Origin of the sequence: Pseudomonas sp. Kh14, from assembly GCF_900291005.1 — a bacterium.
GTDB classification, from domain to species: domain Bacteria; phylum Pseudomonadota; class Gammaproteobacteria; order Pseudomonadales; family Pseudomonadaceae; genus Aquipseudomonas; species Aquipseudomonas alloputida.
In genome coordinates this window covers 93,188-110,524 of the sequence record NZ_OLKJ01000015.1, presented here as the reverse complement: position 1 = coordinate 110,524, position 17,337 = coordinate 93,188, and the positions used below count along the sequence as shown (strand labels likewise).

The 17,337-nt window shown below is 63.5% G+C and carries 11 protein-coding genes and 5 tRNA genes; 4 read left to right on the top strand and 12 right to left on the bottom strand.

Going from position 1 to position 17,337, the window contains the following annotated elements; all coding sequences use genetic code 11:
* Positions 1-50: 50 nt before the first annotated feature.
* The 3 genes from nirD to FQ668_RS07715 form a co-directional block, all read right to left on the bottom strand.
* The gene (gene nirD, locus FQ668_RS07725; RefSeq protein ID WP_014592070.1) at positions 51-413 is read right to left on the bottom strand and encodes a nitrite reductase small subunit NirD; all 363 of its coding nucleotides are present in this window, start codon (positions 411-413) and stop codon (positions 51-53) included.
* On the bottom strand, positions 413-2,965 hold the full coding sequence (gene nirB / locus FQ668_RS07720) for a nitrite reductase large subunit NirB (RefSeq protein WP_014592071.1): 2,553 nt from the start codon (positions 2,963-2,965) through the stop codon (positions 413-415). The genes nirD and nirB overlap by 1 nt, the downstream gene beginning before the upstream one ends.
* A 280-nt stretch (positions 2,966-3,245) precedes the next feature.
* On the bottom strand, positions 3,246-7,271 hold the full coding sequence (locus FQ668_RS07715) for a bifunctional nitrate reductase/sulfite reductase flavoprotein subunit alpha (RefSeq protein WP_019436770.1): 4,026 nt from the start codon (positions 7,269-7,271) through the stop codon (positions 3,246-3,248).
* A 267-nt stretch (positions 7,272-7,538) separates the two neighbouring features.
* On the opposite strand from FQ668_RS07715, the gene map reads away from it, so the two are divergent.
* Positions 7,539-8,387, top strand: a complete 849-nt coding sequence (gene map / locus FQ668_RS07710; protein ID WP_014592073.1) for a type I methionyl aminopeptidase — start codon at positions 7,539-7,541, stop codon at positions 8,385-8,387.
* A gap of 191 nt (positions 8,388-8,578) precedes the next feature.
* On the opposite strand, the gene FQ668_RS07705 is transcribed toward map, so the two are convergent.
* The 5 genes from FQ668_RS07705 to FQ668_RS07685 all read right to left on the bottom strand — a co-directional run bounded on the left by FQ668_RS07705 (position 8,579) and on the right by FQ668_RS07685 (position 9,158).
* Positions 8,579-8,655, bottom strand: a tRNA-Asp gene (locus FQ668_RS07705).
* A 13-nt stretch (positions 8,656-8,668) separates the two neighbouring features.
* A tRNA-Val gene (locus FQ668_RS07700) sits at positions 8,669-8,744 on the bottom strand.
* 170 nt (positions 8,745-8,914) lie between these two features.
* Positions 8,915-8,991, bottom strand: a tRNA-Asp gene (locus FQ668_RS07695).
* A 4-nt stretch (positions 8,992-8,995) separates the two neighbouring features.
* A tRNA-Asp gene (locus tag FQ668_RS07690) sits at positions 8,996-9,069 on the bottom strand.
* Positions 9,070-9,082: 13 nt separating this feature from the next.
* Positions 9,083-9,158: transfer RNA gene (locus FQ668_RS07685), tRNA-Val, on the bottom strand.
* A 217-nt stretch (positions 9,159-9,375) separates the two neighbouring features.
* On the opposite strand from FQ668_RS07685, the gene rdgC reads away from it, so the two are divergent.
* Both rdgC and sugE read left to right on the top strand, forming a co-directional pair.
* Positions 9,376-10,296, top strand: coding sequence for a recombination-associated protein RdgC (gene rdgC / locus FQ668_RS07680; RefSeq protein WP_003252510.1), 921 nt, complete (start codon positions 9,376-9,378; stop codon positions 10,294-10,296).
* Between the two features lie 313 nt (positions 10,297-10,609).
* Complete coding sequence (gene sugE / locus FQ668_RS07675) at positions 10,610-10,927, top strand: quaternary ammonium compound efflux SMR transporter SugE (protein WP_010952753.1); 318 nt, start codon at positions 10,610-10,612, stop codon at positions 10,925-10,927.
* A gap of 3 nt (positions 10,928-10,930) precedes the next feature.
* Here the strand turns inward: sugE and FQ668_RS07670 are convergent, their stop codons facing one another.
* From FQ668_RS07670 to FQ668_RS07655, 4 genes are all read right to left on the bottom strand, one after another.
* The gene (locus tag FQ668_RS07670) at positions 10,931-12,808 is read right to left on the bottom strand and encodes an MFS transporter (protein WP_019436769.1); all 1,878 of its coding nucleotides are present in this window, start codon (positions 12,806-12,808) and stop codon (positions 10,931-10,933) included.
* A 157-nt stretch (positions 12,809-12,965) separates the two neighbouring features.
* A complete protein-coding gene (locus FQ668_RS07665; protein WP_144179954.1) occupies positions 12,966-13,799 on the bottom strand; it encodes an amidohydrolase in 834 nt (277 codons plus the stop codon).
* Positions 13,800-13,823: 24 nt separating this feature from the next.
* Complete coding sequence (locus FQ668_RS07660; protein WP_019436767.1) at positions 13,824-15,098, bottom strand: MFS transporter; 1,275 nt, start codon at positions 15,096-15,098, stop codon at positions 13,824-13,826.
* Positions 15,099-15,192: 94 nt separating this feature from the next.
* Positions 15,193-15,924, bottom strand: a complete 732-nt coding sequence (locus FQ668_RS07655; protein WP_014592076.1) for a GntR family transcriptional regulator — start codon at positions 15,922-15,924, stop codon at positions 15,193-15,195.
* A gap of 231 nt (positions 15,925-16,155) precedes the next feature.
* On the opposite strand from FQ668_RS07655, the gene FQ668_RS07650 reads away from it, so the two are divergent.
* On the top strand, positions 16,156-17,334 hold the full coding sequence (locus tag FQ668_RS07650; RefSeq protein WP_010952748.1) for an MFS transporter: 1,179 nt from the start codon (positions 16,156-16,158) through the stop codon (positions 17,332-17,334).
* Positions 17,335-17,337: the final 3 nt, after the last annotated feature.

Sequence of the window (17,337 nt, the reverse complement as noted above, 5' to 3'; positions counted from 1 at the left end):
GTAGGAGCGGGCTTGCCCGCGAAGAGGCCGACACAGGCAGCAAAGGGTTGTCAGGCCAAAGCCAGCTCCACCGCCTCCCCCGTCAACCGCACCGGCCACACCCGCAACCTCTGCCCGGCATCCTCCAGGCACTCCCCACTCAGCAGGCTGAAATGCTGCTTGTACAACGGCGCCGCCACCACCAGTTCGCCCTGCACGCTGCCCACCAGCCCACGGCCGATGATATTGGCGCCGGAGCGCGGGTCACGGTTGTCCACCGCGTATAACGGCTGCGCCTGCCCCGGCAGGTAGAACAACGCCACCTGGGCCCCATCGAACCAAACCACGACCCCGGAATCGGCCACCAGGTCTTGCGCCTGGCACACCGTCTGCCAGTTTTCTTGCGTGTTCACAGCAGCATTGGCCAGGTTCATCAGACAGCCTCCTCGACAGTTGGGATCAGGTGCAGCGGTGCAGCGGGCCGGCGTTGTTCGCGTTCGCGCACGAAGTGCACGTCCGGGTCGGCGCGTCGGTCGTTGACGAAGGTACGGAAGCGCTTGAGCTTCTCCGGATCGTTGAGGGCATTGGCCCATTCGCATTCATACTGGTCGACCACATGCTGCATCTGCGCTTCCAGCTCGCTGGCCAGGCCCAGGCTGTCGTCGATGACCACCTGCTTCAGGTAGTCCAGCCCGCCTTCCAGGTTTTCACGCCACACCGAGGTGCGCTGCAGCTTGTCGGCCGTGCGGATGTAGAACATCAGCACGCGGTCGATCAGGCGTACCAGGGTTTCGTCGTCCAGGTCGGTGGCGAACAGCTCGGCATGCCGCGGGCGCATGCCGCCGTTCCCGCACACGTACAGGTTCCAGCCCTTGTCGGTGGCGATAACGCCGATGTCCTTGCTCTGCGCTTCGGCGCATTCACGGGTGCAACCCGATACCGCGAACTTGAGCTTGTGGGGGCTGCGCAGGCCCTTGTAGCGGTCTTCCAGGCGCAGGGCCATAGCGACACTGTCCTGCACGCCGTAACGGCACCAGGTACTGCCCACGCACGACTTTACCGTGCGGGTCGACTTGCCATAGGCGTGACCGGTTTCGAAACCGGCCTCGATCAGTTCGCCCCAGATCAGCGGCAGCTCGTGCAACTGGGCGCCGAACAGGTCGATGCGCTGGCCACCGGTGATCTTGGTGTACAGGTCGTATTTCTTGGCCACCTGGCCGATGACGATGAGCTTGTCGGGGGTTATTTCACCACCGGGAATGCGCGGCACCACCGAATAGGTGCCGTTTTTCTGCATGTTGGCCATGAAGGTGTCGTTGGTGTCCTGCAGCGGCACCAGCGCCGGGTCCATGATCGGCTGGTTCCAGCACGAGGCGAGAATGTTGCCCACCGCCGGCTTACAGATGTCACACCCCAGATGGCCCTTGCCATGGCGCTGGAGCAGTTCGCTGAAGGTGCGGATACCCTCCACCCGCACCAACCCGTACAGCTCCTGCCGAGTGTAGGCAAAGTGCTCGCACAGGCTCTTGTCCACCGCCACGCCGCGGGCCGTCAGCTCGTGCTCGAAGACTTGCTTGAGCAAGGCCGCGCAACCGCCGCAGCCGGTCGCGGCCTTGGTGCAGCCCTTGACCGCAGCCAAGTCGCTACAGCCACTGTCGATCGCGGCGCACACCGCCCCCTTGCTGACGTTGTGGCAGGAGCAGATGGTCGCGCTGTCAGGCAGCGCATCGGCGCCCAAGGCCGGCGCACCACCGCCTTGCGGCAAGATGAGCGCTGCCGGGTCGGCCGGCAGGGCGATGCCGTTCTGGGCGTACTGCAACAGGGTGTCGTAATAGCTGTTGTCGCCGACCAGCACCGCGCCGAGCACGTGCTTGCCGCTGGCATCCACCACCAAACGGCGGTAAGCGCTGTTGGCTTCATCGATGAAGCGATAGCTGCGCGCGCCCGGCGTGGCACCGTGGGCGTCGCCGATCGAACCGACATCCACACCCAGCAGCTTGAGCTTGGTCGACATGTCGGCGCCGGTGAACGCCACCGCCGCCTCGCCCATCAGCAGCCCAGCCAGGTTGCGCGCCATGCTGTAGCCCGGGGCGACCAGGCCGAACACGCTGCCGTTCCACGAGGCGCACTCGCCGATGGCGAAGATACGTGGGTCGCTACTGCGGCAGTGGTTGTCGATGACCACGCCACCGCGCGCGGCGATGTCCAGGCCGCAGCCCCGGCCCAGTGCATCCTGTGGGCGGATACCGGCGGAGAACACGATCAGGTCGGTTTCCAGGTGCTCACCGCCGTCGAAGTTCATGCGGTAGCGGTAGGTTTCACCGGCACTGACCGACTGGGTGGCGCGCGACAGGTGCACCCCCACACCCAGCGCTTCGATCTGCGCCTTCAACGCGGCACCGCCCTCGCCGTCCAGCTGGACCGGCATCAGCCGTGGGGCGAATTCCACCACGTGGGCTTCCAGCCCCAGCGACTTGAGGGCGTTGGCCGCTTCCAGGCCAAGCAGGCCACCGCCGACCACCACCCCTCGGCGGGCACCGGCTGCGGCAGCACGAATGCCATCGAGGTCGTCCAGGGTGCGGTAGACCAGGCGGGCATTGCCGCTGGAGCCTTCGATCGGCGGCACGAAGGGATAGGAGCCGGTGGCCAGCACCAGCTGGTCGTAGCCATAGCGACCTTCGGCAGTGACGACTTCGCGGCGCTCACGATCGATCTCCAGCACGGCCTCACTCAGGTGCAGGTGCACGCCATTGGCGTCGTAGAAATCGTGCTCACACAGGGCCAGGGTTTCGGCACAGCTGCCGCCGAAGTACTCGGACAGGTGCACGCGGTCATACGCGCGTTGGCGCTCTTCGCCAAATACCCGCACCTCGAAGCGCTGCAGGGCGCCGCGACTGACCAGTTGTTCGACGCAATGGTGGCCGACCATGCCGTTGCCGACGATGACCAGTCGCTCTCGTTGCCCGCTGCTCGCTGTTGCCTTCATAAGCCGATCCTCGATCAAAAAAAAAGCGCCTGGAGCCGAAGCTCCAGGCGCCTTTGCCTGTATTCATCACGGTAGGGGCCCGGGTTGATCGCCGTTGATCAGTGGGCTTTGTTGTATCCGAGGTTAAGCAGGGAGCGTGCCAATCGGGTTGCCTGGGTTGCCTGTGTCGGCCTCTTCGCGAGTAAACCCGCTCCTACACTGGCCTCCACTGGTTCACCAGCGAAGGGGGCCGCCCAGCCAATGCACATTCAAAGTGCACAGCACCCCATCTTGGAGCACTTCAGTACACATCGCGCCGATAACGCCTGGCCTTGCTCAAGCCTTCGACATAAGCCGCAGCCGCCGCCGCATCCATCCGGCCATGCTCGGCGACGATCACCCGCAACGCCGCATCCACGTCCCTGGCCATGCGCTGCGCATCGCCACACACATAGAAATACGCCCCCGCCTCCAGCCACTGCCACAGCAGCGCACCCTGCTCGAGCATGCGCTGCTGCACATAGATCTTCTCGACCTGGTCCCGCGAGAACGCCGTGTCCAGCCGCAGGTGCCCCGCCGCCTGCCAGGCCTGCAACTGCTCCTGGTAATAAAAATCGGTCGCTGCGTACTGCTCACCGAAGAACAGCCAGTTGCCGCCTTTTGCCCCCCGTGCCTCTCGCTCCTCGAGGAACGCACGGAACGGTGCAATGCCAGTACCAGGGCCCACCATGATCACCGGCACTCTGTCGTCCTCGGGCAAGCGGAAGTGCTTCGACACCTGCGGGAAGATCGCCACTTTCTGTACCTGCGCACGGTCAGCAAGGAAGCTTGAGCACACGCCTTTACGTTCGCCATAACGCACCGTCGACACCGTCAGATGCACCTGGCCTGGGTGCGCCAGCGGGCTGGAGCTGATCGAATAGAGCCGCGGCTGCAATGGCTTGAGCAGTTCCAGCCAGCTGGCCAGCGACAACTGCTGGGGGAAGGCGCGCAGCACATCGACCAGTTGCCGGCCCCACAGCCAATCTTGCAGCTCGGCCTTGCATTCAGGCTGCAGCAAACGCTGCAGGTCAGGCGCATTGCTGGCAAATGCCTGCAGTTGTTGCGCAGTGACCTTGGCAATTTCCAGGTGTGTTTGCAGGGCTTCGGCCAATGGCATGGCGCAATGACCTTTAAGCTCGACCATCGCCTGGCCGTCGAGCTGCATCAGCGTCAGCAGCTCTTCTACCAGGGCCGGGCAGTTGCGCGGCCATACGCCCAGGGCATCGCCGGCAGCATAACTGAAGCCGCTGCCGCCCAGGTCGAAGACCAGCTGGCGAGTTTCCTTGCTGGCGCCGGGGCCATTGAGCAGGCGGTTTTCCAGTACGGTGGCCATCCAGGGTTGCTGCTTGCTGAACGCCGATACGGGTGCAGGTTCACTCGCCGGAGGTGGCGCCGCGGCACTGCCCAGTGCAGGCAATAACGCTTCGAGCCAGCCGGCAAAGGCCTCGTCGAAGTCAGGCTCGCAGTCCACCCGTGGCAGCAGGCGCTGCCCTCCCAGCTCGGCCAGGCGCTGGTCGAGCTTGCGGCCAAAACCGCAGAACTGGTCGTAACTGGAGTCGCCCAAGGCCAGTACGGCATAGGGCAGCCCGGCGCAGTGGGCGCCCTCCTCGCCCTGCAAGGCCTGCCAGAATGCCGCGCCGCTGTCGGGCGCGTCGCCATCGCCAAAGGTGCTGGCGATCAACACCACACTGGCAACACCCTGCAGCTGGCTTGGGCTGACCGCCTCCAGGCAGCTGAGTTGCACGTTCAGACCAGCACCGCGCAGGCGCGCGGCACAGCGTTCGGCCAGTTGCTCACCATTGCCGGTCTGCGAGGCCCACAACACCTGATGCCATGGCGCGGCCTGTGCCGCGATGGGCGCAGTTACAGGCTGGGCGAACAGCCCGGCCAGCAAACCGTCGACAAACAAACGACGGCTGGCAGCCAGCGGCGCACTGGCGGGCAAGCGGGGTACGCCCTCGGCGCGGGCCTGGTCCAGACCCAGCAGGAAACCTTGCAGGTAATGTCGCTCTTCTTCGGCCAGCACCGGAACCGGCAGGGTGTGGAGGCCAAGCAGACGGGACAGGGTGGCGGTCGGCATGCGGACAGGCTCTACAGTGGCAGTGTTCAGATCAAGGGCGTCGATGCGCTCGCCTGCGACCCGCTCCAGGGCTACGGCGCAGTGTTTGAAGGCAGGCTGCAGCGACAGCGGGTCGACCGCATCGCAGGTCGCGGCATTGATCGCCAGTTGCTCGCCGATCAGGTCATTCCAGTGAAACGGCGCAAAGCAGTTGCCCGGCATGACCCGGTCACTGATGCGCGCCGGCAACACGGCGTGCCCCCGGCGCGAGCGAACGGCCACCTGGTCCTTTTCAGCGACACCCAGCCGGGCGGCATCCTCGGGGTGAATCTCAAGGTAGGGGCCGGGCTCCAGCTTGTTCAGTGCCGGCACCTTGCCGGTCTTGGTCAACGTGTGCCATTGGTGCTGCACGCGACCGGTGTTCAGCACCATGGGGTAGTTATCGTCCGGCACTTCCGCTGCCGGTAACCAGGGCCGCGCAAAGAAGCGCGCCTTGCCGCTGGCGGTGGGAAAGGCCAGTGCCGGCCGCCTACCCCGGGCATCGAGCAGGAACGCCTGGCTGCTGCCGTCGTTGAGGTAGCGCAGCGGGCTACGATGCTGCTCGCTGCCCGGTGCACAAGGCCACTGGCGCGGCTGTGTACGCAATTCGGCATAGCCGATACCGCGCAGGTCATAACCGGTAACAGGGTTGTGGAAGCGGCGTATTTCCTCATACACCGCTTCGGCATTGGGGTAGTCGAAGGCGTCGGCATAGCCCATGGCACATGCCACGCGGGCAATGATCTGCCAGTCCGGCAAACTTTGCCCGGGGGGCTCGACAGCGCGTGGCATCAGGGTGAGGTTGCGCTCGCTGTTGATCATCACACCCTCGCCTTCGGCCCACAGCGCGGCCGGCAGCAGGATGTCGGCGTAACGGTTGGTTTCGGTGTCGAGGAAGGCGTCCTGGGTAATGACCAGCTCGGCCTTGCGCAGGCCGTCGATCACTTGCTGGCGGTTGGCGACACTGGCCACCGGGTTGCTGCAGATGACCCAGCAGGCTTTCACTTCACCGGCTTTCATCTGCCCGAACAGCGCCACCGTACCCTCGCCGCCCTCGCTTCGCAGGCTGCCGGGTGGCAGTTGCCACTGTCGTTCGACGAACGCGCGGTCGTCGTCCACCAACGCAGAGCGCTGGCCTGGCAAGCCGGGGCCCATGTAGCCCATGTCGCGGCCGCCCATGGCATTGGGCTGGCCGGTCAGTGAGAACGGGCCGCTACCGGGGCGGCAGATGGCACCCGTGGCCAAATGCAGGTTACAGATGGCGTTGCTGTGCCAGGTGCCGTGAATGCTCTGGTTCAAGCCCATGGTCCAGCAGCTCATCCAGTTGTTGGCGCTGCCGATCCATTCGGCGGCCTTGATGATATCGGCCTCGGCCAGCCCGGTGATGGCGGCTACGCGCTCGGGGATATAGTCGTCGAGGAAGGCCGGCAGTTCGTCCCAGCCTTCGGTGTGGCGGGCGATAAAATCGGGGTTGGTGTGGCCGTTGCGATGCAGCAGGTGCAAAAGGCCGTTGAGCAAGGCCATGTCACTGCCGGGGCGCACCTGCAGAAACAGGTCGGCCTTGTCGGCGGTTGCGCTGCGCCGCGGGTCGACGACGATCAGCCTGGCGCCGGCCTTGACCCGATCAAGCAGGCGCAGGAACAGGATCGGGTGGCAGTCGGCCATGTTGGCGCCGATCACCAGAAATACGTCGGCGTGCTCGAAGTCCTGGTAACTGCCAGGTGGGCCATCGGCGCCCAGCGAAAGCTTGTAGCCACTGCTGGCGCTGGCCATGCACAGGCGCGAGTTGGACTCGATGTGGCGCGTACGAATAAAACCCTTGGCCAGCTTGTTGGCCAGGTACTGGGCCTCCAGCGACATTTGCCCGGACACGTACAGCGCCACGGCATCTGGGCCGTGCTGGTCGATGATGCCGCGCAGACGCTCGGCGGTGGCAGCGATGGCCTGGTCCATGCTGGTGCGCACTGGCGGCTGGCTGCGTTGCTGGCGCACATAGGCGTCGGCCATGCGCCCGCTCGCACTCAGTGGCAGATGTGCGGTGAGGCCTTTGGTGCATAGGCGGCCAAAGTTGCTCGGGTGCAGCTTGTCGCCGCTGATCTTGCCGACCTTGCCATCGGCAACGCTCATGACGATGCCGCAGCCCACGCCGCAGTAGGGGCAGACGCTGCGTACTTCGCTGTTGGCCATGGGCGGGCTCCTGTGGAAAACGCAAAAAGGCGCCGGCTGCCCCGGCATGCTGATGCAAGCGGGGCAACACGGCGCCTTTGTCGTGAAATGGTGAGGGCTGTCGACGTTGATAGCCCGGGATGAGGGTAGATCAGCAATTTATGGGCCAGTTATACCGGCCCTTTCGCGGGCATGCCCGCTCCCACAGGGATATCGCAAGGCCTGAGGGCGGCCCCGTACCTGTGGGAGCGGGCGTGCCCGCGAAGAGGCCTGCACAGGTTACGCACCATGCGGTGGCAAGCCGGTACCCGCTGGCGCTATGCTGGGGCAATTTTCAGCATGAGCAACTGCCCTCCCCCCATGTCCCAGGTGATCCTCAAGACCCCCGCCCAACTCGACCTGATGCGCCGCGCCGGCCAGCTACTGGCCCAGGTGTTCACCGAACTCGACAGCTTCATCCGCCCCGGCGTGACCACGATGCAGATCAACGACCGCGCCGAGGCGTTCATCGTCGATACGCTCAAGGCACGGCCAGCAAGCAAAGGCCAGTATGGCTTCCCTTACTCGCTCAATACTTCGGTGGACCACGTGGTATGCCACGGCATACCCAAGGTCGATGAGGTGCTCAAGGAAGGCTCGATCATCAACGTCGACATCACGCTGGAACAGGGCGGCTACATTGCCGATTCGTCGAAGATGTATTGCATCGGCAAGATCAGCGAAGAAGCCCGGCGCCTGGTCGACACCACCTATGACGCGTTGTGGAAAGGCATCGAGCAGGTGCGCCCTGGGGCAACGCTGGGTGATATTGGTCATGCCGTGCAGGCCCATGCCGAGGCGGCGGGTTACAGCGTGGTGCGCGAGTATTGCGGCCACGGTATTGGCCAGCAGATGCATGAAGGGCCAGAGGTACTGCACATTGGCCAGCGCGGCATGGGCATGAAGCTGAAACCGGGGATGGTGTTTACCATCGAGCCGATGATCAACCAGGGTGGCCGCGGCACGCGCGAGTTGAAGGATGGCTGGACGGTGATCACCCGGGACCACAGCTTGTCGGCGCAGTGGGAGCATACCGTGGCGGTGACTGAGGGTGGGTATGAGGTGCTGACATTGCGGGAGGAGGAACGTCGTGGCTGAAGCTGCGGCAAACGCGTGCAGGTATGGATACAAAATGCAGGCACAAAAAAAGCGACCCTAGGGTCGCTTTCTTTGTTACTTCCGGGTGTTCAGTGGGCCCTGGAAGTGGAATATGGCGCAGCGGACGGGACTCGAACCCGCGACCCCCGGNTGTTACTTCCGGGTGTTCAGTGGGCCCTGGAAGTGGAATATGGCGCAGCGGACGGGACTCGAACCCGCGACCCCCGGCGTGACAGGCCGGTATTCTAACCGACTGAACTACCGCTGCGCTATACATCGAGTGGTGGGTGATGACGGGATCGAACCGCCGACCCTCTGCTTGTAAGGCAGATGCTCTCCCGGCTGAGCTAATCACCCATGTCTCTCGGTGTGGCGCGCATTCTACGGGCGACTTGGCGCTCTGGCAAGCACTTATCGAAGTTTTTTCACACTTCGGTCAAACACCAAAAATCAGGCACAAAAAAAGCGACCCTAAGGTCGCTTTCTCTGTTACTTCCGGGTGTTCAGTGGGCCCTGGAAGTGGAATATGGCGCAGCGGACGGGACTCGAACCCGCGACCCCCGGCGTGACAGGCCGGTATTCTAACCGACTGAACTACCGCTGCGCNGCGCAGCGGACGGGACTCGAACCCGCGACCCCCGGCGTGACAGGCCGGTATTCTAACCGACTGAACTACCGCTGCGCTATACATCGAGTGGTGGGTGATGACGGGATCGAACCGCCGACCCTCTGCTTGTAAGGCAGATGCTCTCCCGGCTGAGCTAATCACCCATGTCTCTCGGTGTGGCGCGCATTCTACGGAGCGCCCCGCACCCTGGCAAGCACTTTTTAAACTTTTTGCAAAAAAAACCTCAGGCCTTTCAAAGACCTAGCGTTATCGGGCGATTCTTTCATGCATAAGCCACTGCTGGCCCTCTGACAGGGCTGGCCTGAATTCACCGCTCGGAGAATAATGCCCGCCTTATGCATTAAGGAGAGATTGCCCCTCATGTGGTTCAAGAACCTGCTGACCTACCGCCTGACCCAGGAAGTTCCGTTCGAGCCTGAAGCGCTGGAAGCCGCCCTGGCCAGCAAACCGGCCCGCCCCTGCGCCAGCCAGGAGCTGACCACTTATGGTTTCGTCGCGCCGTTCGGCAAAGGCGAAGACGCTCCCCTGGTGCATGTCAGCGGCGAGTACCTGCTGATTGCCGCGCGCAAGGAAGAACGCATCCTGCCGAGCAGCGTGGTCAACGACGCGGTCAAGGAAAAGGTCGAAGAGATCGAGACCGAGCAAATGCGCAAGGTCTATAAAAAGGAACGCGACCAGATCAAGGACGAAATCATCCAGGCGTTCCTGCCGCGTGCGTTCATCCGCCGCTCGATGATCTTCGCTGCCATTGCCCCGCGCCTGGGCGTGATCCTGGTCAATTCGGCCAGCGCCAAGCGCGCCGAAGACCTGCTGTCGACCCTGCGCGAAGTGATGGGCTCGCTGCCAGTGCGCCCGGCCACGGTGAAGATTGCGCCAGTGGCCACCATGACCGACTGGGTCAAATCGCAGCAAGCCGCCGAAGGCTTCTATGTGCTGGACGAGTGCGAACTGCGCGACACCGCCGAAGATGGCGGTATCGTGCGCTGCAAGCGCCAGGACCTCACCGGCGAAGAGATCCAGCTGCACCTGAGCACCGGCAAAGTGGTGACCCAGCTGGCCCTGGCCTGGCAAGACAAGCTGTCGTTCATTCTCGACGACAAGATGGTCATCAAGCGCCTGAAGTTCGAAGAGCTGCTGCAGGAGCAGGCCGAGCAGGACGGTGGCGATGAGGCTGCGCAACAGTTCGACGCCAGCTTCCAGCTGATGATGATGACCTTTGCCGAATTCCTGCCGGTGCTGTTCGAGGCGCTGGGTGGGGAAGAGATTCCGCAAGGGGTCTGACGGGTATGAGATGCGGTGCTGGCTTGAATCGTTTTCTGCCAGCACCGGCCTCTTCGCGGGTAAACCCGCTCCTACGACGGCCTGTGTCCCACCTCCGATGTATGTCCACCACCAATCTGTGTAGGAGCGGGTTTACCCGCGAATACGGTGGCGCCGGCACCGGTGAACGGCGGGTGGAAATTGGCCAGCAGGCGCGGACTTGCCCGGAAGGCCGCAGCCAGGCACCATGGTGCCCACTGTGAGGACGACCTCACGACGCACCGCGTGACCACTCCGGGGACGGCCCCATCATTCAAACGATGGAGACACGCTCATGTCCTGGATCATTCTGTTTTTTGCCGGCCTGTTCGAGGTCGGCTGGGCCGTCGGCCTCAAATACACCGACGGTTTCACTCGACCGCTACCCACTGTCCTTACCGTCGGCGCCATGGTCATCAGCCTGGGCCTGCTGGGCCTGGCCATGAAGGAGTTGCCACTGGGCACCGCCTATGCCATCTGGACCGGCGTAGGCGCAGTCGGTACGGTCATCGCCGGGATCATTCTGTTCGGCGAATCCATGGCCCTGGTGCGGCTGGTCAGTGTGGCGCTGATCGTCTGCGGCCTTGTCGGCCTGAAAGTCAGCGCCAGCTAACCCCTATCGCAGATGGCCGCGCAGGCGGCTGACCTGTTCGCGCAACACCTCGGGCTGCGCCGCCTCCACCGGGACGGCGGCGCCTGCCACGATGGTCACCCTCGACCACAAGCGCTTGAAGAAGCCCTTGGCCGGGTCACGGCTGAAGAAGCTACCCCACAACCCCTGCAAGGCCAGCGGAATCACCGGTACCGGCGTTTCTTCGAGGATGCGGCTGACCCCTCCCTTGAAGACATCGATTTCGCCATCGCCCGTCAGCTTGCCTTCCGGGAAGATGCACACCAGCTCGCCATCAGCCAGGTACTCGGCAATCCGCGCGAAGGCCCGCTCGTAAGTCGCCTGGTCTTCGTTACGCCCGGCAATCGGGATGGCACCGGCAGTGCGAAACACGAAGTTGAGTACCGGCAGGTTGTAGATCTTGTAGTACATGACAAAGCGGATCGGCCGGCGTATAGCCCCGCCCAGCAGCAACGCATCGACGAACGACACGTGGTTGCACACCAGCAACGCTGCACCTTCGTCTGGGATGCGCTCAAGGTCTCGGTGCTGCACGCGGTACATCGAATGGCTGAGCAGCCAGATCAGGAAACGCATGGTGAACTCGGGCACGATCCTGAAGATATAGGTGTTGACCGCGATATTGAGCAGCGACACCACCAGGAAAAGCTGCGGGATGCTCAGCTTGGCCACGCCTAGCAGGATGATGGTGAGCACCGCCGACACCACCATGAACAGGGCATTGAGGATGTTGTTGGCCGCGATCACCCTGGCTCGCTCGTCCTCGGCCGTGCGGGCCTGGATCAACGCATACAGCGGCACGATGTAGAAGCCGCCGAACACACCCAGGCCGACGATCGACAGCAAGATCCACCACGCCTGGCTCATGCCCAGCAATGCCAGCCAGTCGTGCGGCGCTGCTGCAGTCGGTACATCACCGGAGTGCCACCACCACAGCAGGCCGAACAGGGTCAGGCCGAACGAGCCGAACGGCACCAGGCCGATTTCCACCTTGCGTCCACTGAGCCGTTCACACAGCAGCGAGCCGAGGGCAATGCCCACCGAGAACAGGGTCAGCACCAGGGTCACCACCGTGCCATCACCGTGCAGCCAATCCTTGGCATAGGCCGGGATCTGCGTGAGGTAGATGGCGCCGACAAACCAGAACCACGAGTTGCCGACGATCGAACGCGACACCGCCGGCGACTGGCCCAGGCCCATGCGCAAGATCACCCACGACTGCTTGAAGATGTTCCAGTCCAGCGGCATTTGCGGCGAGGCGGCAGCCGCCCGAGGGATCCAGCGGCTGGCGAGGTAGCCGAGTACCGCCGTGCCGACCACGCCACCGGCCACCACCGTTGCGTAGCTGTCGGCCGACATCATCACCCCCGCGCCGATGGTGCCGGCGAGGATGGCGAGGAAGGTGCCGGTTTCCACCAGCCCATTACCGCCCACCAACTCTTCCTCGCGCAGGGCCTGCGGCAGGATCGAATATTTCACCGGGCCGAACAGCGCCGAGTGGGTCCCCATACCGAACAGCGCCACCAGCATCAGGCCCAGATGGTCAGTGACAAAGCCCAGCGCACCAATCGCCATGATCACGATTTCGGCCAGTTTGATTGCCCGGATCAGCGCATCCTTGGCGAACTTCTCGCCAAACTGCCCGCCCAGCGCCGAAAACAGAAAAAACGGCAGGATGAACAGCAAGGCACACAAGTTGACCCAGATCGATCGGTCACCATCGCCCAGGCTGAGCTTGAACAAAATCGCCAGGATCAGCGACTGCTTGAACAGGTTGTCGTTGAAGGCACCCAGCGACTGAGTGATGAAAAACGGCAGGAAACGCCGCTTGCCGAGCAAGGTGAATTGCGAAGAGTGACTCATCGTCCTTGGTCCTGAGGGCTTTTCAATTGGAGGCTCGCCAAGCGCGCCGGGCCACAAATCTGCATGGGAAATGCGCTGGCTGGCAAGCACCGGCTCAGGCATGACCACGCAAGATTGCTTTCAAGGACCTGCTTGCAGTTGCAGCACTGGCGCTACGTCACTCGAAGCCAAACAACGCCTGCGCGGTATCCAGCAACAGTGCCTGGCGCAACTGCGCTGAACAACCCAAGGCCTCGAACTGTTCGACAGCGCTGCCGAAACTGACCTCCGACTCATGCTGGGTATGCGGCCAGTCACTGCCCCACATCAACCGCTCTGCGCCGTAATGGGCTTCCAGCGCGCACAGCGCCTGACGGGCGAATGCCAGGTTCTCCTCCGGCGAGCCCTGCAGCCTGTAGATGCCGGACACCTTCACCCACACCTTGCCCCGACCGCTCAGGGTCAGCAGTTCGGCAAACCCCGGCTGGCTCAGGCCAAGGCGGGCATCTGGCCGGCCGAAATGGTCAATCACGATGTCCAGCCCATAGGGCTGCAATGCCCGCACCAGCACTGGAATGTCCGGCACCTGACGGTGCAGTTCCACGTGCCAACCCTGCTCGCCGATGCGCTCCAGCAGGGGCCGCCACTGCGCGCCGGTCAGGTCAGGCATGTCTTGCCCCATGAGGTTGAGACGTACCCCCCTGACTCCCAACCGGGCCATTTCCGTCAAGGTCGCCCGCTCGACATCCCGCTCCAGCATCACCACCCCGCGCAGTTGCCCTGGCACGGTCTGCAAGGCGCTGAGCAGGTAGCGGTTGTCGGTACCCAGGAAGCTGGGCTGGACCAGTACGCCATGGCTGAAACCATGGGCCCGCAGTTGGCCCAAGTAGTCGCCCAGCGGCGCATCGTAGTTGGGCGCATAACGCCGCTGGCTGGCCAGGTTCAGCCCACGGCTGAACACGTGGGCGTGGCTGTCGATGGCAGTCAGGTGCAAAGCGGGTGCGTCGGGCATGGTTCTCATACAAACACGTTCAGGTTACTTGGCGACGGCACCGGCCGTTTCCGGCGCAGGTGCAGATTCAAGGTTGCGGCCACGGGTTTCGGGCAGGCACAGGGCTGCGATCACCGCAACGCCATAGGCGATGCCGGCATCAATGCCGATGGCACTGCCCAGCGACATCGACTCGCTCATGTGCCCGACCAGGAACGGGAACACGGCCGACAGCACGCGACCGAAGTTGTAGCAAAAGCCCACCCCGGCGCCGCGCACGTCAGCCGGGTACAGTTCATTGAAAAACGCACCCAGGCTGGCCGGGATGCCGGCGGCGAAAAAACCCAGCGGGAAGCCGAGGAACAGCATCTGGGTATTGGTCAGCGGGAAGAACACGTAGGCCTGCACGGTCAGTACACAGCACAGGGCGAACAGCAGGATGTTCTTGCGCCTGCCAATACGGTCGATCAGCAGGCCGCTGACCACGCAGCCGCACCAGAAGGCCAGGATGATCACCGCCAGGTAACCGCCCGAGTTCAGCACCGAAAGGTTGCGCTCTGTCTTGAGGAAGGTCGGCAACCAGGTCATCACCGCGTGGTAGCCACCGTGGGCACCCAGGCCGAGCAAGCCGCCCAGCAGGGTCACACGCAACAGTTCAGGGCGGAAGATGCCAGCCATCGACTGCAAGAAGCTGGAAGGGATGGCCTTTTCTTTCTGCAGGCGCTGGAAGCTGTCCGGCTCGGGCACGTTGCGGCGTACCCAGATGATCAGCAGCGACGGCAGCAGACCGACGAAGAACATCACCCGCCAGGCAAACTCCTGCGGCACCAGCGAGTAGATCAGCGTAAACAATGCCACCGCCAGGCCCCACCCCACAGCCCAGGCACTCTGCACCGTGCCCATGACCTTGCCGCGATACTTCGGGTTGATGGTTTCGGCCATCAGCACAGCGCCGGCTGCCCATTCGCCACCGATGCCAAAGCCTTGCATGGCCTTGACGAACAGCAACGGGTAGAAGCCGGTGACGAACGCCGAAAGGAAGGTGAAGAACGAAAACCAGAGAATCATCCATTGCAGGGTACGCACGCGGCCATAGCGGTCGGACAGTGTGCCACCCAGCCAGCCGCCGATTGCCGAGGTCACCAGGGTCAGGCCACTGATCAGGCCGGCATCGCCCTTGGTCAGGGAGAACGCAGCGATCAGCGCGGGGATGGCCAGGCCGAACATCTGCACTTCCAGCGCATCGAGCGAGCAGCCGCCGAAACAGGCCCAGAATGTCTTGCGCTCCCGTGAGGTGATCTCGCGATACCAGCTGAACATGATTGTTATCCTTCTAGTCGTGGTGTGACGGGCAGGCGAAGCCACTGCGCCGTGGCAGCACGGCGCAGACAGTTAAAAGGGCGAAGCGACCGGTTTAGCGGATGTCGATGCGGTAGCGGAAGTGCTGCGCATGGCCGCGCGAGCGGCGCCATTCCAGAGGTTTGCCGGCGTAGTCGCGGGCCAGGCGCTCGATCACGACCACCGGGCTGTCGGCCGGCAGTTGCAGCAAGCGGCCATGCACCGCGTCGACCGCTTCGGCGGTCAGGGTTTCTTCGGCGTAGGCGACCACCTGACCGCACAGCGCTTCGTAAATCGGGTACAGCAGCGGGCCCTTGCTGTTCAAATCCACGTCCAGCAGCGGCTGGAAGGTTTGGCGCGGCAGCCAGATCTCTTCGGCCAGCACCGGCTGGGCGCCGAGCAGACGTGTACGAATGATGCGGATCACTTCTGCCTCCCCTGCCAGGCCCAATGCCTCGGCCACCGCGGAAGGCGCCGGCAGCGACTCGATGGAAAGAATGCGGCTTTCCGGCACGATGCGCTCGCCATTGGCGGCCTCGAAACGGAAGAAGCGGAACAGCGACGACTGGAACTGTGGGCGGCGAATGAAGGTGCCGCGGCCCTGCTGGCGCTCCAGCACGCCTTCGGCCACCAGGACATCGACGGCCTTGCGCACGGTACCGATCGACATGTCGAACTCGGTGGCCAAGGCTGCTTCGGTCGGGATCGCTTCCCCCGGGCGCCAGCGGTTGTTGGCAATTTGCGCAACCATGTGGTCTCGCAGTTGTTGGTAGCGGGGCAGTCGAGCATCACCGGTCAATGGGTGCATGGGTCTCGCTCTCGTCTTGTTATATAAACATATATATGAATTCTTCGAGAGTATTCCCTGAGCCTGACGGGCTGTCAATCCTCCGCCTGTCGCCCTTCTGCAGGCGAAGCGGCCTTGTGTCGGGAAGGGCAGTGAAGCCGCCGGATTCACTGTAAGGGTGCCGGTGCTGCTACAAGGACCGCATGTGGCTTATGCTTGTGCTCGGCAAACCCGCACAACAAGGACGTGGCAATGCTCGCCGCCATAAAACGCTACCCGCACACCGTTCGCCTGCTGCTCACCACCACCTTCACGCTTACCGTCGCCCGCGCCCTCACCCTGCCCTACCTGGTGGTTTACCTGGCCGACAATTTCCAGCTGCCGATCAGCCAGATCGGCCTGCTGATCGGTGGCGCACTGATCGTCGCCTCGCTGTTGAGTCTGTACGGTGGCCATCTGGTCGACACCTTGAGCAACCACACGCTGGTCAGCGCCAGTACCCTGCTGTTCGCCCTGGCCTTCGTCGGCGCGGTCGCCAGCCGTTCAGCACTGCCGTTCTTCTTTTGTCTGGTGCTGATCAACCTGGCCCTGGCAGTGGTCGACATCGCTGCCAAGGCGGGCTTCTGCGCGTTACTGCCGGTGGATGAGCGGGCCGAGGTATTCGCCATCAAGTACACCCTCAGCAACGTCGGCTACGCCGCCGGCCCGTTGCTGGGCGTGGCCATGCTTGAACTGAACGACCATGTGCCGTTCCTCGCTTCTGCCCTGCTTGGCCTGGCCATGTGCCTGGCTTACTGGCGCCTGGGTGATCGCAGCCTGCAGGCCAGCGCGCCGGACAAGCCTGCAGCCGGCTTCGGCCAAGTGGCGCTGGGGCTGGCGCGGGATCGCCGGCTGGTGTGCTTTACCGTGGGTGGGGTGCTGAGCGCGGTGGTGTTCGGCCAGTTCACCGCCTACCTGTCCCAGTACCTGGTGGTCACCAGCAACCCGGCCGAAGCGGCACGGCTGATCGGCTATCTGGTCACCACCAACGCCGTGACAGTCATTGCCTTGCAGTACCTGATTGGCCGGCGTATCAGCCGCCAGCGCCTGATGCCGTGGCTGTTGGCCGGCATGGGCCTGTTCATCGCCGGCTTGCTGGGTTTTGCGCTGGCAGGCTCGGTACTGGCCTGGTGCCTGGCGATGCTGGTGTTCACGCTGGGCGAAATCATCGTGATCCCGGCCGAGTACATGTTCATCGACCTGATCGCACCGGAGCACTTGCGCGGGGTGTATTACGGCGCGCAGAACCTGTCCAACCTGGGGGCGGCGCTGGGGCCGGTGATGGTGGGGTTTGCACTGGTACACCTGTGGCCGGGGGCAGTCTTCTACCTGCTGGTGTTGTCGGTGATACTGGCAGGGGTTTTCTATTGGTTGGGTACCCGCAGGGGTTGATGT